A 24,587-nucleotide genomic window follows, 5' to 3' on the forward strand; every position below is an offset into this window, starting at 1 on the left:
ATGGTTAAAGTGTATGCCCCGGCCTCCATTGGCAACGTCAGCGTGGGGTTTGACGTATTAGGCGCTGCCGTGTCGCCGGTGAATGGCGAGCTGCTGGGCGACTGCGTGACGGTGGAGGCGGCGGCGGAATTTTCGCTCACCAACACCGGGCGCTTCGTCAGCAAGCTGCCCGCCGAGCCGCGCGAAAATATCGCCTGGCAGTGCTGGGAGCGTTTTTGTCAGGAGATCGGCAAAACCGTGCCGGTCGCCATGACGCTTGAGAAGAATATGCCGATAGGCTCCGGGCTTGGCTCCAGCGCCTGTTCGGTGGTCGCGGGCCTGATGGCGATGAACGAATTTTGCGGTAAGCCGCTTAGCGACGACCGCCTGCTGACGCTGATGGGCGAGCTCGAAGGGCGCATCTCCGGCAGCATTCATTACGATAACGTTGCGCCCTGTTTCCTGGGCGGGCTGCAACTGATGCTGGAAGAAAATAACATTATCAGCCAGCTGGTGCCGTGTTTTGACGAGTGGCTGTGGGTGATGGCGTATCCGGGGATCAAAGTCTCCACCGCGGAGGCGCGGGCGATTTTACCGGCGCAGTATCGCCGCCAGGATTGCATCAGCCACGGGCGTTATCTGGCGGGCTTTATTCACGCCTGCCATACGCGCCAGCCGCAGCTTGCCGCTAAACTGATGCGTGACGTCATCGCCGAGCCTTACCGCACAAAACTGCTGCCGGGCTTTAGCGAGGCGCGCCAGGCGGCCCTGGAGACAGGGGCGCTGGCCTGCGGGATCTCCGGCTCCGGCCCGACGCTGTTCGCGGTTTGCGATAAAAATGACACCGCGCAGCGGGTGGCGGAGTGGCTGAAGCAACACTATCTGCAAAATCAGGAAGGCTTTGTACATATTTGCCGTCTCGATACGGCTGGCGCACGAGTACTGGGATAACGCATGAAACTTTATAATCTGAAAGATCATAACGAGCAGGTCAGCTTTGCGCAGGCCGTCACGCAGGGACTGGGTAAAAATCAGGGGCTCTTTTTCCCGCACGATTTGCCGGAATTCAGTCTGACTGAGATCGATGAAATGCTGGAGATGGATTTTGTCTCCCGCAGCAGCAAAATCCTCTCCGCCTATATCGGCGATGAAATCCCGGCGGACACGCTGCGTCAGCGCGTGGAAAAGGCGTTCACTTTCCCGGCGCCGGTAAGCCAGGTGGCGGAAGATATCGGCTGTCTGGAGCTGTTCCACGGCCCGACGCTGGCGTTCAAAGATTTCGGCGGCCGTTTTATGGCGCAGATGCTGACGCAAATCAGCGGCGATAAACCGGTGACCATTCTGACCGCGACGTCCGGCGACACGGGGGCGGCGGTGGCCCACGCGTTTTACGGCCTGAAAAACGTGCAGGTGGTTATCCTCTATCCACGCGGAAAAATCAGCCCGCTGCAGGAAAAACTGTTCTGTACGCTTGGCGGCAATATTGAAACGGTCGCTATCGACGGCGATTTTGACGCCTGCCAGGCGCTGGTGAAACAGGCGTTTGACGACGAAGAGCTGAAAGCGAAACTCGGCCTTAACTCCGCCAACTCCATTAACATCAGCCGCCTGCTGGCGCAGATCTGCTACTACTTTGAAGCGGTCGCACAGCTGCCGCAGGAGGCCCGCAACCAGCTGGTGGTGTCGGTGCCGAGCGGCAACTTCGGCGATCTCACCGCCGGGCTGCTGGCGAAATCCGCCGGGCTGCCGGTGAAGCGCTTTATCGCCGCCACGAACGCCAACGACACGGTGCCGCGTTTCCTGCAACACGGCGAATGGCTGCCGAATGCGACGGTGGCAACGCTCTCGAACGCGATGGATGTGTCACAGCCGAACAACTGGCCGCGCGTGGAAGAACTCTTCCGCCGTAAAATCTGGCGTCTTAACGAACTGGGTGTGGCGACTATCGACGATGAAACCACGAAGGCGACCATGCGCGAACTGCGCGAGCTGGGGTATCTGTCTGAGCCGCACGCGGCGGTGGCGTACCGCGCTCTGCGCGATCAGCTGCGCCCTGGCGAGTACGGGCTGTTCCTCGGCACCGCGCATCCGGCGAAATTCAAAGAGAGCGTGGAAGCGGTGCTTGGCGAAACGCTGGAACTCCCGCCTGAGCTTGCCGAACGCGTCGATCTGCCGCTGCTGTCGCATTCGCTGCCGGCGGATTTCGCCGCGCTGCGTGAGCTGATGATGAGCAAAGCGCCGTAAGCGGCGCCTGCGACATGAAGAGAAAAACCGCCTGCCTCGCAGGCGGTTTTTTTATTGCTCGTGGCGCTTAAACACCAGTTCGTTGCCCGCGGAGGACGCTTCATCGAAGAAGTAACCTTCGCTGTCGAACGCCGTAAGCTGTTCCGGTTTCGTCAGGCGATGTTCAATGATGTAACGGCTCATCAGACCACGCGCCTTTTTGGCATAGAAGCTGATGATCTTAAACTTGCCGTTTTTCTCATCAAGGAACACCGGCTTGATAATTTCCGCGTTCAGTTTGGCGGGCTTCACCGCTTTGAAGTATTCATCCGACGCCAGATTCACCACCACATTATCGCCCTGGGCGGCGATCGCCTCGTTGAGCTTTTGTGTGATTGTCTCGCCCCAGAAGGTGTAGAGATCTTTGCCTTTTGGGTTGGCAAGGCGCGTGCCCATCTCCAGACGGTACGGCTGCATCAGATCGAGCGGGCGCAGCACGCCGTAAAGCCCGGAGAGCATCCGCAGATGCTGCTGGGCGAAATCGAAATCCGCGTCGCTGAAGGTTTCCGCCTGAAGGCCGGTGTAGACGTCGCCTTTAAACGCCAGAATCGCCTGACGGGCGTTATCCGGCGTGAAATCCGGCTGCCAGTCGTGAAAACGGGTGGCGTTCAGCGACGCCAGCTTGCTGCTGATGCTCATGAGAGAGGCGATCTCTTCGTCGGTTAAGCGGCGAGCGACATCAATCAACTGCTGCGCATGGTCGAGCAGTTCAGGCTGCGTAAAACGCGCTGTGGCAAGCGGGCTCTGGTAATCCAGCGTCTTGGCGGGGGAAATAAGAATCAGCATGACGTTTCCTTTCTTCGTTTTCCCGAAACTCTACCAAAGAACGCCGCAAAGTGAACCAATGGCTGCGATTGAAGAGGTTTACTCCAGCGGCGCGCTGCGCCAGACCTCCGGTTCTACCTGACGCGCGATCTCCGGGTAGCGGTCTGAGTTAAACACCGGCTTCAGCCCCAGTTTGCGCTGGCGCAGGTAGTCGTCGGCGATACACTTCACCACGGGCGAGAGCAGCAAAATGGCGGTGAGATTCATGACCGCCATTAACGCCATCGCCACTTCGGCCACCTGGCGCAGCAGCGGCAGGTTCAGAAACGGCCCGGCAAACACCATCGCGATGACTGACGTGCGCAGCAGCCAGCGGTATGGCGGCGTATAGCGGCGCAAAAACACCAGGTTGTTTTCGGCGTAGGCATAATTGGCGACGATGGAGATAAACGCGAATAGCACAATCACCCACGCCACCAGATCTTTCGCCCAGGGCCCCGCGAGCAGCCCCAGCGATTCGCGCGCGAGCATCAGCCCGTCGGTCGCTTTCGGGGAAGGGTTCGCCAGCAGCACGATAAACGCGGTGGACGAACAGATAACCAGCGTGTCGACAAAGACGCCAATCATCTGCACGATGCCCTGCGCGGCGGGGTGGGGCGGCCAGGAGGTCGCCGCCGCCGCCGCGTTAGGCGAGGCGCCCATGCCTGCTTCGTTGGAGAACATGCCGCGCTGGAAACCGCTGGTGAGCGCCTGGCTTATCGTCCAGGCCACGGCCCCGGAGGCGGCCTCATGCCAGCCAAAGGCGCTGCGGACAATCAGCCACAGAATTTCCGGCAGCGCGGAGAGATGCATCGCCATCACCGCCAGCGCCGTGATAATCCAGATGCCCGCAATCGGCGGCACCGCAAAGCGCATCAGGCGCGCCACGCGGGTGAAGCCAAGCATCAGCATCGGCAGCAGGCACAAGGCCAGCAGACCACTGCTGGCGAAGACCGGGAGCGCGAGCGCGTTACTGAGGGCTTTTGAGAGCGCGCCTGCCTGGGCGGCGTTAAAGAGAAGTCCGAAAGTGAAGATTAAAAACAGCGAAAACAGGACGCCCATCCAGCGCATGCCGAGCCCGCGCTCCATATACCAGGCCGGGCCGCCGCGGAAGTAGCCGTCTCTGTCGCGCCCTTTATAGAGCTGGCCCAGCGCGTTTTCAGCGAACGACGTCGCCATGCCGATAAGGCCGGCGACCCACATCCAGAATACCGCGCCCGGCCCGCCGCTGATGATGGCGAACGCGACGCCCGCGATATTGCCGCTGCCCACGCGCGCCGCGATGCTGGTGCAGAGCGCTTCGAACGCCGTCAGCCCGCTGCCGGAGGGGCGCAGGCTGCGGCTTAAGGCGCGCGGGAAATAGCGCAGGTAGCGAAACTGAATAAACCGCGTGCGCCAGGAAAACCAGAGGCCTGCGCCTGCGAGCAGGTACAGCATGGCCGATTCCCATAATATTTCACTGATAAATAAAAGAAAATCTGACATGCCCGCTCCCCCTGGCGCCGCTCTGCTTTCCGCCTGCGGCAAACGTCGCCAGCACGCCTTCCCTGAAACAGCAGAGCCTGAAATAAAAGCAGTTTATCACATGGCGACGACGCGATTGCCCCGGTTGCGCTCGAAAAGTCTCGTGTTATCATCACCGCAGACCGATTACCTTCCCTGACACGTAGTTCAAAAGAGAAACACTATCATGACGGATAAATTGACCTCCCTTCGTCAGTTCACAACCGTGGTTGCTGACACTGGAGATATCGCGGCGATGAAGCTGTACCAGCCGCAGGATGCCACGACTAACCCTTCTCTGATCCTCAACGCCGCGCAGATCCCTGAATACCGTAAACTGATTGACGACGCGGTGACCTGGGCGAAAAGCCAGAGCAGCGACCGCGCGCAGCAGGTCGTGGACGCCACCGACAAGCTGGCGGTGAATATCGGTCTGGAAATCCTGAAGCTTATCCCTGGCCGTATCTCTACCGAAGTGGACGCGCGTCTGTCCTATGACACCGAAGGCAGCATCGCCAAAGCCAAGCGCCTGATTAAACTCTACAACGACGCCGGCATCAGCAACGATCGCATCCTGATCAAACTGGCTTCCACCTGGCAGGGTATCCGCGCGGCGGAGCAGCTGGAAAAAGAAGGCATCAACTGTAACCTGACGCTGCTTTTCTCCTTCGCGCAGGCGCGCGCGTGCGCAGAAGCGGGCGTGTATCTGATCTCTCCGTTCGTGGGCCGTATCCTCGACTGGTACAAAGCCAACACTGACAAGAAAGAGTATGCGCCGCAGGAAGATCCGGGCGTGGTTTCCGTGACGGAAATCTACCAGTACTACAAACAGCACGGCTATGAAACCGTAGTGATGGGCGCAAGCTTCCGTAACGTCGGCGAAATCCTTGAACTGGCGGGCTGCGACCGTCTGACCATCGCGCCTGCGCTGCTGAAAGAGCTGGCGGAAAGCGAAGGCGCGGTTGAGCGCAAACTGGCTTTCAACGGCGACGTCAAAGCGCGCCCGGCGCGTCTGACCGAATCCCAGTTCTTCTGGGAGCACAACCAGGATCCGATGGCGGTGGACAAACTGGCGGACGGCATCCGCAAGTTCGCCATTGACCAGGAAAAACTGGAAAAAATGGTCGAAGAACTGCTGTAATCCCTTCGTGGCCGGTTCCGCCGGCCACGTTTCTTGCACTCTCTCCCTGTCTGCAAACCGCGCTGGCGTGTATCATTTCGCAAAACCGCACTGATTTTCGGAAATGATATGGATACGTTACGCATAGGCTTAGTTTCAGTTTCTGACCGCGCTTCCAGCGGCGTTTATCAGGATAAAGGCATTCCCGCGCTCGAGGCGTGGCTTACGCAGGCGCTGACGACCCCGTTTGTGCTGGAGACCCGTCTGGTGCCTGACGAACAACCGCTTATCGAACAGACGCTCTGCGAACTGGTGGATGAAATGGGCTGCCATCTGGTGTTGACCACCGGCGGCACCGGCCCCGCGCGTCGCGATGTGACGCCGGACGCGACGCTCGCTATCGCCGATCGAGAGATGCCGGGCTTCGGCGAACAGATGCGCCAGATAAGCCTGAACTTTGTGCCGACGGCGATTCTGTCGCGCCAGGTCGGCGTGATCCGCAAGCAGGCATTAATCCTCAACCTGCCGGGCCAGCCAAAATCCATTCAGGAGACGCTAGAAGGGCTGAAAGATGAGCAGGGCAAGGTCAAAGTGGCAGGAATATTTGCCAGTGTGCCTTACTGCATCCAGCTGCTGGATGGTCCGTACATTGAGACCAACGCGAATGTAGTAGCGGCATTTCGTCCCAAAAGCGCAATTCGCGATGTAAAAAACTGATTATTTGCTGTTCCTGGGATAAACGTGCGTCAGGGGTGGCGTGACGGTGATTTAACGATATAGTCACTTTTAGTTTACGTTTTTACAGTAAGCTAATTCACGCTCACCTCTTTACAAACGGTTCGTTATGGAACAGCAAACACGCCCTCTTAATCGTCAGGATTATAAAACGCTGACGCTGGCGGCCCTTGGCGGCGCGCTGGAATTCTACGATTTCATTATTTTCGTTTTCTTCGCCGCCGTGGTGGGGGAGCTTTTCTTCCCGCCGGATATTCCGGAGTGGCTGCGCCAGGTGCAGACATTCGGGATTTTCGCCGCCGGTTATCTGGCGCGGCCGCTCGGCGGGATCATCATGGCGCACTTCGGCGATCTGGTCGGACGCAAAAAGATGTTTACCCTGAGCATTCTGCTGATGGCGGTGCCGACGCTTCTGATGGGCCTGCTGCCGGATTACGCCGCGATGGGTATCGCCGCGCCCGTCTTGCTGCTTCTTATGCGCATTTTGCAGGGCGCGGCCATCGGCGGCGAGGTGCCTGGCGCGTGGGTGTTCGTGGCTGAACATGTGCCGGAAAAACGCATCGGCATCGCCTGCGGCACGCTCACGGCGGGCCTGACGGTGGGTATTCTGCTCGGCTCCGTCGTCGCCACGATTATTAACACCAGCATGACGCAGCAGGCTATTCATGACGGCGGCTGGCGTATTCCTTTCCTGCTCGGCGGCGCGTTTGGCCTGGTGGCGATGTATCTGCGCCGCTGGCTCCAGGAGACGCCGATTTTCCTTGAGATGCAGCAGCGCAAGGCGCTGGCGCAGGAGTTGCCGGTGAAAGCCGTGGTGGTGAAGCATCGTCAGGCGGTGGTGATTTCTATGCTGCTGACCTGGCTGCTGTCGGCGGGGATTGTGGTTGTTATTTTGATGTCGCCGGTGTGGCTGCAAAAGCAGTATGGTTTCGCGCCCGCGGTGACGTTACAGGCTAACAGCATCGCGACGATGATGCTCTGCGTTGGTTGTCTTATCGCAGGCCTTGCCGCAGACCGCTTCGGCGCCAGCCGGACGTTTATCGTGGGCAGCGTGCTGCTGGCGGCCGCCAGCTGGGCGTTTTTTCACCTTTCCGGCCCGCACCCTGAGCAGCTTTTTTTCCTCTACGGGCTGGTGGGGCTGTGCGTCGGCGTGGTGGGCGCTGTGCCGTTCGTGATGGTGCGCGCGTTCCCGGCGGAAGTGCGCTTTACCGGCATTTCGTTCTCCTACAACGTGGCGTACGCCATCTTCGGCGGATTAACGCCTGTGGCGGTAACGATGCTGATGGGCGTCTCGCCGATGGCCCCCGCGTGGTATGTGCTGGCGCTTTCCGTCATGGGGCTTGGGCTGGGCGTGTGGCTTGGTCGAAAGCGGCAGGTTGAGCGTCGGGGCGCTGTGGCGGCGCAGCCGTAATAGAGGCAGACGGCAGAATAATAAAGAAGAGACGTCGTGCCCGCAGGCACGACGTCGGGTAAATCAGCGTTTCTCGCCGATCGGCAGTACGGTGCGACCGTACTGCTCGTTCAGCACTTCGCCCATCGCCAGCCAGATAGCGCTGGCGCCGCACACCAGGCCAATCCAGCCTGCGATATGTACGATGCTTTCGTTATCCATCAGATGACCGATTGCCAGCAACGCGAACAGCACGGTCAGGCTCAGGAACACGAATTGCAGCATGCGGGCGCCGCCCAGCGTGCCGAAGAACATAAACAGCGTGAACACGCCCCAGATGCCTAAGTAAACGCCCAGGAAATGCCCGTTGGCCGCTTCCGCCAGCCCCATTTTCGGCAGCAGCAGGATAGCGACCAGCGTCAGCCAGAACGAACCATAGGACGTGAACGCCGTTAAGCCGAAAGTATTGCCTTTTTTATATTCCAGCAGACCGGCAAAGATTTGCGCGATACCGCCGTAGAAAATCCCCATCGCCAGAATAATGCCGTCCAGCGGGAACATCCCGATGTTGTGCAGATTGAGCAGAATGGTAGTCATACCAAAGCCCATTAACCCCAGGGGGGCCGGATTAGCCAACTTAATGTTGCCCATAAACCCTCAAAAGAATAAGAAAATTTGCAAAAAGTAACGCCCCGGACGTTATCTTCGGTGACGGGGCGCGGCATCATAATCAGGCCGTTTCGCGCCGTCTATGATCTGAGAAGGGAGAAAATAAAAAAATTTTGCGCTTTGCCCCTTGATGGCGGGCAAGCCGACCCCATCTTGTAGTCAACCGCAATGGATGAGCCTGAAAAAAAAGGGCGGTGGACGGTTGAATCCCCACCGTTAGCCCGCATAACAGGTTCATACCACATGATGACGATTTTTTAGTGGAGACGTTTAGATGGGTAAAATTATTGGTATTGACCTGGGTACAACCAACTCTTGTGTAGCGATTATGGATGGCACTCAGGCTCGCGTGCTGGAAAATGCGGAAGGCGATCGCACCACGCCTTCAATCATTGCATACACTCAGGATGGTGAAACTCTGGTAGGTCAGCCGGCTAAACGTCAGGCAGTGACTAACCCGCAGAACACCCTGTTTGCGATCAAACGCCTGATCGGCCGCCGCTTCCAGGACGAAGAAGTGCAGCGCGACGTGTCTATCATGCCGTACAAAATTATTTCCGCTGACAATGGCGATGCCTGGCTGGATGTGAAAGGCCAGAAAATGGCGCCGCCGCAGATCTCTGCGGAAGTGCTGAAAAAAATGAAGAAAACCGCCGAGGATTACCTGGGCGAGCCGGTGACTGAAGCGGTCATTACCGTTCCGGCTTACTTCAACGACGCGCAGCGCCAGGCGACCAAAGACGCCGGCCGTATCGCGGGTCTGGAAGTAAAACGTATTATCAACGAACCGACCGCCGCGGCGCTGGCTTACGGTCTTGATAAAGAAACCGGCAACCGCACCATCGCGGTCTATGACCTGGGTGGCGGTACGTTCGATATCTCCATCATCGAAATCGATGAAGTTGACGGCGAAAAAACCTTCGAAGTTCTGGCAACCAACGGTGATACCCACCTGGGTGGTGAAGACTTCGACAGCCGCCTGATCAACTATCTGGTAGAAGAGTTTAAGAAAGATCAGGGTATCGACCTGCGTAACGACCCGCTGGCGATGCAGCGCCTGAAAGAAGCCGCAGAAAAAGCGAAAATCGAGCTCTCTTCTGCGCAGCAGACCGACGTGAACCTGCCGTACATCACCGCAGACGCGACCGGTCCGAAACACATGAACATCAAAGTGACTCGCGCGAAACTGGAAAGCCTGGTGGAAGACCTGGTAAACCGTTCTATCGAGCCGCTGAAAGTCGCGCTGCAGGACGCTGGCCTGTCGGTTTCTGATATCAACGACGTTATCCTGGTCGGCGGTCAGACCCGTATGCCGATGGTTCAGAAGAAAGTGGCTGAGTTCTTCGGTAAAGAGCCGCGTAAAGACGTTAACCCGGACGAAGCTGTGGCTATCGGCGCAGCGGTTCAGGGCGGCGTACTGACCGGCGACGTGAAAGACGTACTGCTGCTGGACGTGACTCCGCTGTCACTGGGTATCGAAACTATGGGTGGCGTGATGACCCCGCTCATCACCAAAAACACCACCATCCCGACCAAGCACAGCCAGGTGTTCTCGACGGCTGAAGACAACCAGTCCGCCGTGACCATCCATGTGCTGCAGGGTGAGCGTAAACGCGCTGCGGATAACAAGTCTCTGGGTCAGTTCAACCTGGATGGCATTAACCCGGCGCCGCGCGGCATGCCGCAGATCGAAGTCACCTTCGATATCGACGCCGACGGTATTCTGCATGTGTCTGCGAAAGACAAAAACAGCGGTAAAGAACAGAAAATCACCATTAAGGCTTCTTCTGGTCTGAACGAAGAAGAAATCCAGAAAATGGTGCGCGAAGCCGAAGCGAACGCTGAAGCTGACCGTAAGTTCGAAGAGCTGGTGCAGACCCGCAACCAGGCGGATCATCTGGTGCACAGCACCCGTAAGCAGGTTGAAGAAGCAGGCGACAAACTGCCGGCTGATGACAAAACCGCTATCGAATCCGCACTGAGCGCGCTGGAAGCGTCCCTGAAAGGCGAAGACAAAGCGGATATCGAAGCGAAAATGCAGGCGCTGGCGCAGGTTTCCCAGAAGCTGATGGAAATCGCTCAGCAGCAGCATGCTCAGCAGCAGGCGGGCTCCGCTGACGCTTCTGCGAACAATGCGAAAGATGACGACGTCGTTGACGCTGAGTTCGAAGAAGTTAAAGACAAAAAATAATCGCCCTGATGCAGGGTAGATAACACTGGCACGGGCGTAGGAGTTTCTCCACGCCCGTGCACGCATGTCAGGGGCAGATAAAACATGGCGAAGAAAGACTATTACGAAATTTTAGGCGTCCCGAAAACGGCGGACGAGCGTGAAATAAAAAAGGCGTATAAACGCCTGGCCATGAAATTTCACCCGGACCGTAACCAGGGTGATAAAGAGGCCGAAGCCAAATTTAAAGAGATTAAAGAAGCTTACGAAATCCTCACCGATGCGCAAAAACGTGCCGCCTACGATCAGTACGGCCACGCGGCCTTTGAACAGGGCGGCATGGGCGGCGGCGGTTTCGGCGGCGGCGGCTTTGGCAACGGCGCGGACTTCAGCGATATTTTCGGCGACGTCTTCGGCGATATATTCGGCGGCGGACGCGGTCGTCGCGCCTCGCGCGGCGCGGATTTACGCTACAACATGGAGCTGACGCTCGAAGAAGCGGTACGTGGCGTGACGAAAGAAATCCGCATCCCGACGCTGGAAGAGTGTGAAGTCTGCCACGGTAACGGCGCCAAACCCGGCAGCCAGCCGCAGACCTGTCCGACCTGTCATGGCGCAGGCCAGGTGCAGATGCGTCAGGGCTTTTTCGCCGTACAGCAGACCTGTCCGCACTGTCAGGGCCGCGGTACGCTGATTAAAGATCCGTGCAGCAACTGTCATGGTCACGGCCGTATCGAAAAAACCAAAACGCTGTCGGTGAAAATCCCGGCGGGCGTCGATACCGGCGACCGTATCCGTCTGGCGGGCGAAGGCGAAGCGGGCGAGCAGGGCGCGCCGGCAGGCGATCTGTACGTTCAAGTTCAGGTGAAACAGCACCCGATTTTTGAGCGCGAAGGCAACAATCTTTACTGCGAAGTGCCGATCAACTTTGCGATGGCGGCGCTGGGCGGCGAGATTGAAGTCCCGACGCTGGATGGTCGCGTGATGCTGAAAGTGCCGAGTGAAACCCAGACCGGCAAGCTGTTCCGCATGCGCGGTAAAGGCGTGAAATCGGTTCGCGGCGGCGCGCAGGGCGATTTGCTGTGCCGTGTCGTGGTGGAAACCCCGGTCGGCCTGAACGATCGTCAGAAAGCCTTGCTTCAGGAGCTGCAGGAAAGCTTCGGCGGTCCTACCGGCGAAAAAAATAGCCCGCGCTCAAAAAGCTTTTTCGACGGCGTAAAAAAATTCTTTGATGATTTAACCCGTTAACCTTTCGGTTTTAACGAATAATTCTTCAGCCTGAAATGGTAAATACCGTTTCAGGCTTTTTTATGCTCAGCTTTTACTTAATCAGAAATAAACAGATGCAAAAGGAATATTAACATTCGTAGCCCTTCACTCATGCGCAAAAGGTGAAACAGTGTGGGGCGCGCCGCTAATTTAGATCAGCTGTGTTACAGAAGAGATAAATTGATTTTGCCAGAGGAGGCTGAACCTTATATTTTGTTACCTCTCCCATGGCGCCAGGACACTCCGCAACATGAAGAAGAAGAAGGGTGTCAAAGAATTTGATTATAATCTGATCAAAGTCCTTGATGCGGTAATCACGGCGGGCAATGCCACACGCGCTTCCCGACGGCTTCAGGTCACCCCCGCCGCCATTACGCTCGCCATTCAACGTTTACAGCAAACCTATAGAGAAGAACTCTTTATTCGTACCCGTGAGGGGCTGACGCCGACGCCGCGCGCTCACCAGATTCATCGCGCCTATGGCAGGGTGCTGGATATGATTGACGCCACCTTCGAACACGACATCAGGATGCCGGCGTGGTGTGAAATGAAAATTACGGGTGATGAGGTGAGCGAGCAGTACTATTTCTCGCAACTCTTTGATATGGAAATGTTTGAGCGTTTTCGTTTACATTACTCTTCGGCTACCGGAAAAGATCTTGCTCAACAAGTCAGCGACCTGAAAAATGGCCGCAACGATTTGCTGGTATCCACGCATTATTTGAGCGATCCGGATATTGAGCAGGTCATCATCGATCAATACAAGGCTTATACGGCTGTCTGCAACGTGCAAAATCCGCTTTGCGAGCTGCCGCAATTATCGCTGGCTAACATTTTTGCTTCGCAGCATGCCATTTACTACCCTTACGCGATAACCCCGCGGCTAAAAAAAGATATCACAGCCAGTGAATCTTTCTCATTTTTTAATCATCATTTATCGGTCGGGTATAATACAGATTCAATAAACGGGTTATTAAGTATTATTGAAAATTCCGCTATGGTAACAATATTACCAACGAAAATTGCACGATTTTACCAGACGCAAGGTAAGTATCGTATCGCGTTAGTTGATTTGCCTGACACCATTGAATTTGAAATTATTAAGATTCATGCCGGCTGGCACCGTAATAATCCACAGCGCGATCAGATACGGGATGTTATCGCGATGCTGCAAACGCTTATCAATTATCGTAAATAACGTATCACAATCCTGTAAATCACTGGAAAACTATTCTCTCTAAAAAAACAGAACGCCAGGAATTAGCCGCGCGGCCCCGTCGGTGAGATTAAATGATTACCCTGCTACTGGTTAGATTGCTAACTTTATCGCATCGCCAGACGGCGTAATGATTTATCGTCTATCTATTACCGAGGTTTATTATGTCTATTGCTACGCATATCGCAACGCCTAAACTGGTTCTGGTTGAACTGGAAATCTTATTAACCATTATCGCTATTGGCGGCTGGGGCGGCTTTGTCAGCTATCTGATGAAGCGAGAAAGGAACGAAACGCATAAAGACATCATGGATTGCCTGGCTCAGATTGCCATCTCCTGTTTCACCGCTTTTCTGTTGAGCGTGGCCGCTATCGATCGCAACCTGAGTTTTAATATGGTGCTGATGGTCGCCGGGCTCGGCGGGGTATTCGCCACGCCGATCTTACGGGTGCTGAGCGAGAAGGTGAAAAACTTCCTGAGCGGAACCTCCCTGTTAAAATAAGTGAAGCAAAGAAAAAGCCCGCTGGCAGCAGCGGGCTTTTGCGCCACCGTCTTTTACGGCAGGGCGACTCTTTCCCGCAACCATCCGTAGATAAACGCTTCGTTCGCCTCACGCTTCTCGGTAATCTCAAGATAATAGTCACCCTGCGTACAGTTCAGCGCTTTTACCAGCACGCCTTCACCTTCTTTACCGCGTTTCTCCAGGTACGCTTTCAGCGCATCCAGCGTGTTTTTGCCGATAACGCCGTCCACGGTTAAGTCTTGATAGCGACTCTGCTGATGATTAAACACATTAAGCCAGCGTTGCAGCCAGCGGGCAGGGAGTGCCGGCCCGATATTGGTGCCAGCCTCGCACAGCTCAAAGGCGATCGGCAGCGAGTACTGCGCGACGCGATCAAAGCCTGGCGCTATCCAGTAGTCTTTCTCAAGGATGCCGTAAGCTTCTTCGCGGCTCATATCTCGCATATCGCCTTTATAGCCATGCGCTCTGGCTGTCTTCTCGGTGATCCCCCATTTCGTCGGGCCGCCGCGATCCGCCGGATGATTCACATAGTTCCCTTCGATAGCCAGGATTCCGTCAATGACCGGGTTCATAATGTTTCCTCACTTACAGATTATGGGTTGCTCACATCCGTCAGGGTAAAAAGCGCCAGAACGCAGAGGATAAACACAGCAAATACCGCCGCCGTCCAGAGCGCGCGTTTAGGCTTTTTCTTTTTTTCATGGGTGAGAATGTCGACGGGCACATCGTCATTCACTTTGATACCGAGTTTGGGAATGGTGACGAAGAAGTCATTGATACCGAGCGCACGCAGATCCCGACGCAGCAGATAAAGCACCTGCGTCAGGTTCGCATCGCTGATGAACTGGCCCCGGTTTCCCCACAGGACGGCGGCGATTTGCTGCTTTTCTATAACACCGTTTTTGGCGTTTTCAATAATGAAGCTCAAACACCGTGCCCGCATGGTCGTCATCTTTATAACGCATGCGTTGTCAGTGTTTTTTAATTCATTATTTGCCTCAGTGAAAATACAGTTGTGATTAATTAGGTAACTTTTCATATATCACCTGTGAACAGATATAAATATATGGTGGGAGGTTCTCTGGCGCCTTTAAGCGTAGGGATGCGGTGGGTTAATTTCCACAGAATATAATAAAAAAGCGTTTTTATTTAGCGAAACGATAGTCCAGATCACGGTTTATCCGCCTTTTTAAATCTCTTTTAAGTTAAAATTAAAAACAGCTTAATCTTAAGTGTATAATATATTTTATTTCAAGTTATTGAATATACACTTTAAAAATTAAAAAGATGTTTTTTGTTTGTTATTTTGTAATGACGCTTTAAATCATTGCTGTTTTTTAATGTCATTTTTATTGGTTGTGACTGGAGGAATGGGAAACGGCCGATCATGATAGTTAGCGCAGAAAGTACTGCACTCACTTTTCACGAAGGAAAATAAAAATGGCTACAAGTAAATTAATTCAGGGCGACAGCCTGACCGAAACCAGTAACGCTGCAGATGGCTTTAACCCTGCGAGCGAAACTGAAAAATACAGTTATACATCGGCCCGCGTAGCGAAACCGGTATATAACAAATATAAGGCTGCTAATAAACCGAAAGTGTTTGGCTATTATACCGACTGGTCGCAATATGATGGTCGTTTACAGGGTGATGACACTCCCTCCAATCGTGGCCGCGGCTACGATCTGGCGAAAGTGTCGCCTACCGCGTATGACAAAATTGTGTTCGGCTTCCTCGGTATTGTCGGTGATAAAGGGGAAAAGCAGTACACCATTGAAAACGCCGCCCGCCAGACCAATAAAAACACCAATGAACCCACCTTTCTCGACCCGTGGGGCGATTTCCAGTCTTACGTGAACTGCGGACATACCACCAGCGGCTGGGATATCGATCCGGCAACGGTGACTCAGGCCACCACCAAAGGCCTGCTGGGCGGCCTGCGCGATCTTCAGCAGAAAGCGAAGCAGCAGGGACATACCCTGGCGCTGTCGATGAGTATCGGCGGCTGGACCATGAGTAACGGCTTCCATGAGATGTCGAAAACCGACTCCTCACGCAAAACGTTCGCAGCTGGCGTGGTGAAACTGTTTAAGCAGTTCCCGATGTTCAGCGAAGTGGATATCGACTGGGAGTACCCGAACGCCGAAGGCAACGGTAACCCGCATGGTCCGGAAGATGGCGCGAACTATGCGCTGCTTATCGCTGAGCTGAAAAAGCAACTCAGCGCGGCGGGACGCAGCGATGTCAAAATCTCAATCGCCAGCTCAGCGGTTGTCTCTACGCTGGAGTATTCCAACGTTAAAGCGCTGCTGGATGCCGGTCTGTACGCCATCAACGTGATGACCTATGACTTCTTCGGCACCCCCTGGGCGGATACGCTGACGCACCATACCAACCTGACGCCGCTCACCGCGGGCGGCTGGAGTATCGAGGCGGTCGTGGATTATCTGATTGCCGAAGGCTTCCCGTCCGACCGTATTAATATCGGTTACGCCGGTTATACCCGTAACGCGCGTAATGCGGTAATCGAAAGCTTCTCTCCTCTGAAGGGCGCTTATACGCCAGGGAACGGCACTACCACCGGTTCTTTCGAATCCGGCAGCACCGAGTGGTATGACACTATTTACAACTACCTGGATCTGGAAAATCAGAAAGGGCGTAACGGCTTTAACGTTTATACCGATAAAGTCGCCAACGCGGACTACCTCTATAACCCGCAAAGCAAACTATTCATGTCGCTCGATACGCCGCGTTCCGTGAAAGCCAAAGGCCAGTATGCCGCGGCACGTAACCTTGGCGGGCTGTTTACCTGGACTATCGATCAGGATAACGGTGTGCTGGTGAATGCCGCGCGCGAAGGGCTGGGGTATGAAATTGAAACCCAGACGGTAGACATGAAGCCGTTCTATTTCGAAGGCATTAATGTTTCCGAACCGGATAGCAGCGGCGGCGACAGCGAGCCGCAACCGACGGTGAACCATGCGCCGGTAGCGGCCATTCAGTTGCGCGTGGTCGGCGGTTCGCGCATACAGCTCTCCGGCGAGGCCTCGCATGATGAAGATAACGATGCGCTAAGTTTCAGCTGGGGCGTGCCTTCGCCCATCACCGTGGCGGATAAGAGCGCCGCCGTGATTGAGTTTGACGTGCCGGTGGTCACCCAGAGCACCGAGTACCAGTTCACGCTGTTCGTGCGCGACAGCAAAAACGAGCCTTCTTCGCAGCAGCGCTTTGTTGTCACTGCTGTGCCAGGCAGTTCGTCCTCCTCCGGCGGCGATACGCCAGCGCCGACGCCCGATCCAGAACCGACGCCGACTCCAACGCCAACCCCGGATACCGGCAGCGCGCCTTATCCGCTCTGGGATGCCAGTAAGATTTATGGCGCGAAATGGGGAACGTTTGAGAAGGTGAGCTGGAAAGGACATAACTACCAGGTGAACTGGTACTCCCAGGGTGAACAGCCCGATCTCAACAGCGGGCCTTATCAGGTCTGGACCGATATTGGGACGTATTGATCGTCCGGCTTCACAATGGTTTTTACCGCTCTGCCCGTTATTCGAGCGGTACTCTGGCCCCGGGTAAGGATTACCGGGGCTTTTTTGTACCCGCCACTACCTGTCTCAGTCTCTTTAATTTCGGTTTTAACGAATCTTATACGCAGAATAAACTGCTTTTCCGATGAGTAAAGGCGGCTATCCTTATACCTGGTGAAAGTAAGTGAATACATGAATCCATAATTCTGGATGGACAATGATGATAAAAACGGTACAACGTTTCTTTAAAAGCGACGCTGCGGGCGGCATTGTGCTGATCGCCGCCGCCGCGCTGGCCATGCTTCTGGCAAACCTCAACGCCACGCAAACACTCTACACAGGCTTTCTCGGCACGCCGGTAGAGTTAAAATTCGGGGCGCTGGAAATTAAAAAGAACATGCTGCTGTGGGTGAACGACGCCCTGATGGCCGTGTTCTTCCTGCTGGTGGGCCTGGAGGTCAAACGTGAACTGGTACAGGGCTCGCTCGCCAGCCGTCGGCAGGCGTCGCTGCCGGTCATTGCCGCGCTGGGCGGTATGGTGCTCCCGGCCGCGCTCTATCTGGCGTTCAACTTTCAGGATCCGGTAACGCGCGCAGGCTGGGCTATCCCGGCGGCGACGGATATCGCGTTCGCGCTGGGGATTCTGGCGCTGCTCGGCAGCCGCGTGCCGCCTGCGCTGAAAATTTTCCTGATGGCGCTGGCTATCATCGACGATCTGGGCGCGATTGTGATTATTGCCCTGTTCTATACCAGTTCGCTGTCGATGGTGTCGCTGATGGTGGCGGCAGGCGCTATCGCCGTACTGGCCGCGCTGAATCTCTGCAACGTGCGTCGCGTCGGCGTCTATATTCTCGTGGGCGTGGTGCTCTGGACGGCGGTGCTGAAATCCGGCGTGCATGCCACGCTCGCGGGCGTGATTATCGGCTTTTTCGTGCCGCTTACGGCAGAGAAGGGGCATTCGCCCGCAGGCTCGCTGGAGCATGCGCTGCACCCGTGGGTGGGCTTTATGATCCTGCCGCTGTTCGCTTTCGCCAACGCCGGCGTTTCGCTTGAGGGCGTCACGCTGGCGGGCCTGACATCGCTGCTGCCGCTGGGCATCATCGCCGGTTTGTTTATTGGTAAGCCGCTCGGTATCAGCCTGTTTTGCGCGCTGGCCGTAAAGTTTAAGTGGGCCACACTCCCACCTGGCGTTACTCAGAAGACAATCCTGGCCGTCGGCGTGCTGTGTGGTATCGGGTTTACGATGTCCATTTTCATCGCGTCGCTGGCTTTCGGCGATGTCGACGCAGCCCTGGTGACCTGGGCGAAGCTTGGCATTCTGGTCGGTTCATTACTGGCTGCGGTTATCGGGTATGCGCTGTTGCGCAGCCATTTATCGGGGGTGCGTTAACGCCCGCTTTATTATGCGGTCTTTCGGAGCGAAGGCCGCTTTGCCCTCAGGGACTCCACAGAGAAAGCGCTTATGTCTCATATCAATTACAACCACTTATATTATTTCTGGCAGGTTTGTAAGGAGGGCTCGGTCGTCGGTGCGGCCGAGGCGCTCTACCTTACGCCGCAAACCATTACCGGACAGATAAAAGCGCTTGAGAAGAGGCTACAGGGCAAACTGTTTAAGCGTAAGGGAAGGGGCCTCGAGCCCAGCGAGCTCGGGCAACTGGTCTTTCGTTACGCCGACCGCATGTTTACCTTAAGCCAGGAGATGCTGGACATCATCAACTACCGCAAAGAGTCGCATTTGTTGTTCGATGTCGGCGTGGCGGATGCGCTTTCCAAGAGGCTGGTCAGCGGCGTGCTGGACGCGGCGGTCGTGGAAGATGAGCAAATCCACCTGCGCTGTTTTGAATCGACGCACGAGATGCTGCTGGAACAGCTGAGCCAGCATAAGCTCGATATGATTATTTCCGACTGCCCCATCGACTCCACGCAGCAGGCGGGCCTGTTTTCCGTCAAAATCGGCGAATGCAGCGTGAGCTTCTGGTGCCAGAGCCCGGCGCCCGCAAAGCCGTTCCCGGCGTGTCTCGAAGAGCGTCGGCTGCTGATACCGGGGCGCCGCTCCATGCTCGGGCGTAAATTACTGAACTGGATCCACTCGCAAGGTCTGAAGGTGGAAATTCTCGGTGAATTTGACGACGCGGCGCTGATGAAAGCCTTCGGCGCGGCCCATAACGCCGTATTCGTTGCGCCAAGCCTCTACGCGCACGATTTTTACGACGATGAGAATATTGTGGAGATAGGGCGCATGGATAACGTGATGGAAGAGTATCACGCGATTTTCGCAGAGCGAATGATTCAGCATCCGGCGGTGCAGCGCATCTGCAATCGCGACTACTCGGCGCTGTTCGTGCCGCCGAAATAAATCAGCAGACATAAAAAAACCCGCAGATGCGGGTTTTTTTAACAAACTGCTTTCAACAAAGCGACAACCAACGGCGATTAAGCCAGTTTGCTGATCTGTGCAGCCAGGTTCGCTTTATGACGAGCAGCTTTGTTTTTGTGGATCAGACCTTTAGCAGCCTGACGATCCACGATTGGTTGCATTTCGTTAAATGCTTTCTGTGCTGCAGCTTTGTCGCCAGCTTCAATCGCTGCGTACACTTTCTTAACGAAAGTACGCATCATAGAGCGACGGCTTGCGTTGTGCTTACGGGCCTTTTCAGACTGAACGGCACGCTTCTTAGCTGATTTGATATTAGCCAAGGTCCAACTCCCAAATATGATCTATGTGGACAATTCAAAGGCCGAGGAATATGCCCTTTCAGCCTTCTTTTGTCAATGGATTTGTGCAAATAAGCGCCGTTGTGATGCGGCGCTCGTTACGTAGTGATGGCGCAAGATTCTACCAGCTTGCCTCGTGCGAATACAGTCTTTGTGGGACAAAATTCGCGTTCAGTGCGAAACCCTGACGCAGCGCGATGAAATCGTTGCCGGTTTATGGCTGACAGGGCCAAATCGTCGGTTAACCTTAAAGGCTGTACAAGGTATAATCCGACGATTTTCACTGTTCTGAGCCAGTCATGAAGCTGATACGCGGCATACATAATCTCACCTCTGAGCATCACGGTTGCGTGCTGACCATCGGCAATTTCGATGGCGTGCATCGTGGTCACCAGGCTTTGCTTGCCGGGCTGTGCGAGCAGGGGCGCGAACGCGGCCTGCCCGTTATGGTCATGATATTCGAGCCGCAGCCGCTTGAACTTTTCGCGGCCGATAAAGCGCCTGCGCGGCTCACCCGGCTGCGCGAAAAGCTGCGCTATCTCGCCCGTTGCGGCGTGGATTACGTGCTGTGCATTCGCTTCGACCGCCGCTTTGCCGCGCTGACGGCCCAGAACTTCGTGAGCGATCTGCTGGTCGAGCGCCTCGGCGTGAAATTCCTCGCCACGGGTGACGATTTCCGCTTTGGCGCTGGTCGCGAAGGGGATTTCTTGTTATTACAGAAAGCCGGGCGCGAATATGGTTTTGAAGTCACCAGTACGCAAACGTTTTGCGAAGAGGGCGTGCGTATCAGCAGCACCGCCGTGCGCCAGGCGCTCGCGCAGGACGACTTAAGCCTCGCGGAAAACCTGCTCGGAAGGCCGTTCGCCATCTCCGGGCGCGTGGTCCACGGCGACGCGCTCGGGCGTACCATAGGTTTCCCGACGGCGAATTTACCGCTGCGCCGTCAGGTTTCGCCCGTCAAGGGCGTGTATGCGGTGGAAGTGCTGGGCATCAGCGATAAACCGCTGCCCGGCGTCGCCAATATCGGCACCCGCCCGACGGTGGCCGGCCTGCGTCAGCAGCTGGAAGTTCACTTGCTGGACGTTGCAATCGACCTCTACGGCCGCCATATAGATGTAGTGCTGCGTAAAAAAATACGCAATGAACAGCGGTTTGCCTCGCTTGATGAACTCAAGGCGCAAATCGCCAGAGACGTGATCACCGCCCGCGACTTTTTTGGGCTACCGACACCGGCGTAACGCCTGAATCGGCTAATTATCAAACCGAAATACGGAACCGAGAATCTGATGAGTGACTATAAATCAACCCTGAATTTGCCGGAAACAGGGTTCCCGATGCGCGGCGATCTCGCCAAACGCGAACCGGGAATGCTGGCGCGTTGGACCGATGATGACCTCTACGGCATCATCCGTGCAGCCAAAAAAGGCAAAAAAACCTTCATTCTGCATGACGGCCCTCCTTATGCGAATGGCAGCATTCATATTGGTCACTCGGTTAACAAGATTCTGAAAGACATTATCGTGAAGTCCAAAGGGCTTGCCGGTTATGACTCTCCGTACGTGCCGGGCTGGGACTGCCACGGTCTGCCGATCGAGCTGAAAGTGGAGCAAGAGTTTGGCAAGCCGGGTGAGAAATTCACCGCGGCCGAATTCCGCGCCAAATGCCGTGAATACGCGGCGACCCAGGTTGACGGCCAGCGTAAAGACTTTATCCGTCTGGGCGTGCTCGGCGACTGGTCGCACCCGTACCTGACCATGGATTTCAAAACCGAAGCCAACATCATCCGCGCGCTCGGTAAAATCATCGGCAACGGCCACTTGCACAAAGGCGCCAAGCCGGTGCACTGGTGCGTCGACTGCCGCTCCGCGCTGGCTGAAGCGGAAGTGGAGTATTACGACAAAACCTCGCCTTCTATCGACGTCGCCTTTAACGCAGTAGACGCGGCGGCGGTCGCGGCGAAGTTTGGCGCGCAAAACGTCAACGGCCCGGTATCGCTGGTTATCTGGACCACCACTCCGTGGACGCTGCCGGCGAACCGCGCTATCTCCTTGCACGCTGAGATCGACTATGTGCTGGTGCAGATTGAAGGCCAGGCGCTGATCGTGGCGAAAGATCTGCTTGAAAGCGTGATGAAGCGCATCAACGTCGCCGATTACACCGTGCTTGGCGAAACCAAAGGCGCGCAGCTTGAGCTGATGCGCTTTACGCACCCGTTCATGGGCTTTGACGTTCCGGCTATTCTCGGCGAGCACGTAACGCTTGACGCCGGTACCGGCGCGGTGCATACCGCAGGCGGCCACGGCCCGGACGACTACACCATCAGCCAGAAATATGGTCTGGAGATTGCGAATCCGGTCGGCCCGGACGGCGCGTATCTGCCGGGCACATACCCAGGTCTGGACGGCGTTAACGTCTTCAAAGCGAACGATCAGATTGTTGAGCTGCTGCGTGAAAAAGGCGCGCTGCTGAATGTCGCGAAGCTGCTGCACAGTTATCCGTGCTGCTGGCGCCACAAAACGCCGATCATCTTCCGCGCCACGCCGCAGTGGTTCGTGAGCATGGATCAAAAAGGCCTGCGCGCGCAGTCGCTGAAAGAGATTAAAGGCGTGCAGTGGATCCCGGACTGGGGCCAGGCGCGTATCGAGTCGATGGTCGCCAACCGCCCGGACTGGTGTATCTCCCGTCAGCGCACCTGGGGCGTGCCGATGTCCCTGTTCGTCCATAAAGAGACGCAGGAGCTGCACCCGCGCACGCTGGAGCTGATGGAAGAAGTCGCAAAACGCGTTGAGCAGGACGGCATTCAGGCGTGGTGGGATCTCGATCCGCGCGACATCATGGGCGATGACGCCGATGTTTATGAAAAAGTGCCGGATACGCTGGATGTATGGTTCGATTCCGGCTCTACCCACTCGTCTGTGGTTGACGTGCGCCCGGAGTTTTCCGGCCATGCGGCGGATATGTATCTCGAGGGCTCTGACCAGCATCGCGGCTGGTTTATGTCTTCGCTGATGATCTCCACCGCCATGAAAGGCAAAGCGCCGTACCGCCAGGTGCTGACCCACGGTTTCACCGTTGACGGTCAGGGCCGCAAGATGTCGAAATCCATCGGCAACACGGTCTCTCCGCAGGATGTAATGAACAAACTGGGCGCGGATATTCTGCGTCTGTGGGTGGCATCCACCGACTACACCGGCGAGATGGCGGTCTCTGACGAGATCTTAAAACGCGCCGCCGATGCGTATCGTCGTATCCGCAACACCGCGCGCTTCCTGCTGGCGAACCTGAATGGTTTCGATCCGGCGAAAGACATGGTGAAACCGGAAGAGATGGTCGTGCTGGATCGCTGGGCGGTCGGCTGCGCCAAAGCCGCGCAGGACGATATCGTGAAGGCGTATGAAGCGTACGATTTCCACGAAGTGGTGCAGCGCCTGATGCGCTTCTGCTCCATCGAAATGGGCTCGTTCTATCTCGATATCATCAAAGACCGTCAGTACACCGCGAAAGCCGACAGCGTGGCGCGCCGCAGCTGCCAGACCGCGCTTTATCACATCAGTGAGGCGCTGGTGCGCTGGATGGCGCCGATCCTCTCCTTCACCGCGGACGAAGTGTGGGGCTACCTGCCGGGCGAGCGCGAGAAGTACGTCTTTACCGGCGAATGGTACGACGACCTGTTTGGCCTTGCCGATACCGAAGCGATGAACGACGCTTACTGGGACGCGCTGCTGAAAGTGCGCGGCGAAGTGAACAAGGTGATTGAGCAGGCGCGTGCCGATAAGAAAATTGGCGGCTCGCTGGAAGCGGCGGTCACTCTGTACGCGGAGCCGGAGCTGGCGGCGAAACTCACCGCGCTTGGCGAGGAATTGCGATTTGTCCTGTTGACCTCGCAGGCGAAGGTTGAGGATTATGCCAGCGCCGCCGCGGATGCCCAGCAGAGCGAACTGCTCAAAGGGCTGAAAGTGGCGCTCGCAAAAGCCGAAGGTGAGAAGTGCCCGCGCTGCTGGCACTACACCACCGATGTCGGCAAGGTGGCGGAACACGCAGAAATCTGCGGTCGCTGTGTCAGCAACGTCGCCGGTGACGGCGAAAAACGTAAGTTTGCCTGATGAGTAAACCGATTCTTTCAACCGGTCTGCGCTGGCTGTGGCTGGTGGTGGTCGTGCTGATTGTCGATCTGGGTAGCAAGGCGTTAATCCTCCAGCATTTCGCGCTGGGGGAAACCGTCTCGCTGTTCCCGTCGCTCAATCTGCATTATGCGCGCAACTACGGCGCGGCGTTCAGCTTCCTCGCGGACAAAGGCGGCTGGCAGCGCTGGTTCTTCGCCGGTATCGCTATCGGTATCTGCGTGCTGCTGGCGGTCATGATGTATCGCGCGAAGGCGAGCCAGAAGCTCAACAATATTGCTTACGCGCTGATTATTGGCGGCGCGCTGGGCAATCTGTTTGACCGTCTGTGGCACGGCTTCGTGGTCGATATGATTGACTTCTATGTCGGCGACTGGCACTTCGCGACGTTCAACCTGGCCGACACCGCCATTTGTATCGGCGCGGCGTTAGTCGTGCTGGAAGGCTTCCTGCCTTCTAAACAGAAAGCCACGGCGTAACCTCTGGCCGGGCGGCGTCTCGCTGCCCGGCCCACAGAATGTGCGGCCTTCTGTAGGCCCGGTACCGGGTAAACAG

Annotated in this window: 21 protein-coding genes; 15 read left to right on the forward strand and 6 right to left on the reverse strand. The window is 56.1% G+C overall.

Features of this window, described 5'->3' with window-relative positions; translation table 11 throughout:
• Entirely contained in the window at positions 1-930 is a 930-nt protein-coding gene (gene thrB / locus AFK65_RS03230) for a homoserine kinase (RefSeq protein ID WP_007706094.1), read from the forward strand.
• 3 nt (positions 931-933) lie between these two features.
• Entirely contained in the window at positions 934-2,223 is a 1,290-nt protein-coding gene (thrC, locus tag AFK65_RS03235; protein ID WP_007706099.1) for a threonine synthase, read from the forward strand.
• A gap of 51 nt (positions 2,224-2,274) precedes the next feature.
• Here the strand turns inward: thrC and yaaA are convergent, their stop codons facing one another.
• Positions 2,275-3,048 carry a peroxide stress protein YaaA gene (yaaA, locus tag AFK65_RS03240; protein WP_007706102.1) on the reverse strand — a complete coding sequence of 258 codons (774 nt, stop codon included), beginning with the start codon at positions 3,046-3,048 and terminating at the stop codon, positions 2,275-2,277.
• A gap of 78 nt (positions 3,049-3,126) precedes the next feature.
• Positions 3,127-4,551, reverse strand: a complete 1,425-nt coding sequence (locus AFK65_RS03245) for an alanine/glycine:cation symporter family protein (RefSeq protein WP_038858079.1) — start codon at positions 4,549-4,551, stop codon at positions 3,127-3,129.
• A 205-nt stretch (positions 4,552-4,756) separates the two neighbouring features.
• On the opposite strand from AFK65_RS03245, the gene tal reads away from it, so the two are divergent.
• From tal to AFK65_RS03260, 3 genes are all read left to right on the forward strand, one after another.
• On the forward strand, positions 4,757-5,710 hold the full coding sequence (gene tal / locus AFK65_RS03250) for a transaldolase (protein ID WP_038858077.1): 954 nt from the start codon (positions 4,757-4,759) through the stop codon (positions 5,708-5,710).
• A gap of 108 nt (positions 5,711-5,818) precedes the next feature.
• On the forward strand, positions 5,819-6,406 hold the full coding sequence (mog, locus tag AFK65_RS03255) for a molybdopterin adenylyltransferase (RefSeq protein WP_032804264.1): 588 nt from the start codon (positions 5,819-5,821) through the stop codon (positions 6,404-6,406).
• 127 nt (positions 6,407-6,533) lie between these two features.
• Positions 6,534-7,835, forward strand: coding sequence for an MFS transporter (locus AFK65_RS03260; protein ID WP_038858076.1), 1,302 nt, complete (start codon positions 6,534-6,536; stop codon positions 7,833-7,835).
• Between the two features lie 63 nt (positions 7,836-7,898).
• On the opposite strand, the gene satP is transcribed toward AFK65_RS03260, so the two are convergent.
• On the reverse strand, positions 7,899-8,465 hold the full coding sequence (gene satP / locus AFK65_RS03265) for an acetate uptake transporter (protein ID WP_038858075.1): 567 nt from the start codon (positions 8,463-8,465) through the stop codon (positions 7,899-7,901).
• Positions 8,466-8,757: 292 nt separating this feature from the next.
• Between satP and dnaK the strand changes: the two genes are divergently transcribed.
• The 4 genes from dnaK (at position 8,758) to AFK65_RS03285 (ending at position 13,641) form a co-directional block, all read left to right on the forward strand.
• Positions 8,758-10,674 (forward strand): molecular chaperone DnaK, encoded by a 1,917-nt coding sequence (gene dnaK / locus AFK65_RS03270; protein ID WP_004386269.1) that lies wholly within the window; start codon positions 8,758-8,760, stop codon positions 10,672-10,674.
• Positions 10,675-10,758: 84 nt separating this feature from the next.
• Positions 10,759-11,901, forward strand: coding sequence for a molecular chaperone DnaJ (gene dnaJ / locus AFK65_RS03275; protein ID WP_038858074.1), 1,143 nt, complete (start codon positions 10,759-10,761; stop codon positions 11,899-11,901).
• A gap of 271 nt (positions 11,902-12,172) precedes the next feature.
• Entirely contained in the window at positions 12,173-13,120 is a 948-nt protein-coding gene (locus tag AFK65_RS03280) for a LysR family transcriptional regulator (RefSeq protein ID WP_007697706.1), read from the forward strand.
• A 182-nt stretch (positions 13,121-13,302) separates the two neighbouring features.
• Positions 13,303-13,641 (forward strand): phage holin family protein, encoded by a 339-nt coding sequence (locus AFK65_RS03285; protein WP_007698200.1) that lies wholly within the window; start codon positions 13,303-13,305, stop codon positions 13,639-13,641.
• Positions 13,642-13,694: 53 nt separating this feature from the next.
• Here AFK65_RS03285 and AFK65_RS03290 read toward each other — a convergent pair whose 3' ends face one another.
• Both AFK65_RS03290 and AFK65_RS03295 read right to left on the reverse strand, forming a co-directional pair.
• Complete coding sequence (locus tag AFK65_RS03290; RefSeq protein WP_007698201.1) at positions 13,695-14,234, reverse strand: glycoside hydrolase family 108 protein; 540 nt, start codon at positions 14,232-14,234, stop codon at positions 13,695-13,697.
• A 20-nt stretch (positions 14,235-14,254) separates the two neighbouring features.
• A complete protein-coding gene (locus AFK65_RS03295) occupies positions 14,255-14,701 on the reverse strand; it encodes a winged helix-turn-helix domain-containing protein (protein WP_007698203.1) in 447 nt (148 codons plus the stop codon).
• Between the two features lie 401 nt (positions 14,702-15,102).
• Between AFK65_RS03295 and AFK65_RS03300 the strand changes: the two genes are divergently transcribed.
• The 3 genes from AFK65_RS03300 to nhaR all read left to right on the forward strand — a co-directional run bounded on the left by AFK65_RS03300 (position 15,103) and on the right by nhaR (position 19,552).
• Positions 15,103-17,175, forward strand: a complete 2,073-nt coding sequence (locus AFK65_RS03300; protein ID WP_038858073.1) for a glycosyl hydrolase family 18 protein — start codon at positions 15,103-15,105, stop codon at positions 17,173-17,175.
• 241 nt (positions 17,176-17,416) lie between these two features.
• The gene (gene nhaA, locus AFK65_RS03305; protein ID WP_172461552.1) at positions 17,417-18,583 is read left to right on the forward strand and encodes a Na+/H+ antiporter NhaA; all 1,167 of its coding nucleotides are present in this window, start codon (positions 17,417-17,419) and stop codon (positions 18,581-18,583) included.
• 72 nt (positions 18,584-18,655) lie between these two features.
• Positions 18,656-19,552 (forward strand): transcriptional activator NhaR, encoded by an 897-nt coding sequence (nhaR, locus tag AFK65_RS03310; RefSeq protein WP_007698669.1) that lies wholly within the window; start codon positions 18,656-18,658, stop codon positions 19,550-19,552.
• 77 nt (positions 19,553-19,629) lie between these two features.
• Here the strand turns inward: nhaR and rpsT are convergent, their stop codons facing one another.
• Complete coding sequence (rpsT, locus tag AFK65_RS03315) at positions 19,630-19,893, reverse strand: 30S ribosomal protein S20 (protein ID WP_004386260.1); 264 nt, start codon at positions 19,891-19,893, stop codon at positions 19,630-19,632.
• 317 nt (positions 19,894-20,210) lie between these two features.
• On the opposite strand from rpsT, the gene ribF reads away from it, so the two are divergent.
• Genes ribF through lspA form a run of 3 tightly spaced genes read left to right on the forward strand, consistent with a single transcriptional unit; the run spans position 20,211 to position 24,511 of the window.
• On the forward strand, positions 20,211-21,149 hold the full coding sequence (ribF, locus tag AFK65_RS03320; protein ID WP_007699295.1) for a bifunctional riboflavin kinase/FAD synthetase: 939 nt from the start codon (positions 20,211-20,213) through the stop codon (positions 21,147-21,149).
• Positions 21,150-21,197: 48 nt separating this feature from the next.
• Positions 21,198-24,014: an isoleucine--tRNA ligase gene (gene ileS / locus AFK65_RS03325; RefSeq protein WP_038858072.1), complete on the forward strand. Its 2,817-nt coding sequence runs from the start codon at positions 21,198-21,200 to the stop codon at positions 24,012-24,014.
• Positions 24,014-24,511, forward strand: coding sequence for a signal peptidase II (gene lspA, locus AFK65_RS03330; RefSeq protein ID WP_007699831.1), 498 nt, complete (start codon positions 24,014-24,016; stop codon positions 24,509-24,511). Before ileS ends, lspA begins: the two co-directional genes overlap by 1 nt.
• Positions 24,512-24,587 lie beyond the last annotated feature (76 nt).

The sequence above is a fragment of the Cronobacter universalis NCTC 9529 genome (genome assembly GCF_001277175.1).
Classification (GTDB): domain Bacteria; phylum Pseudomonadota; class Gammaproteobacteria; order Enterobacterales; family Enterobacteriaceae; genus Cronobacter; species Cronobacter universalis.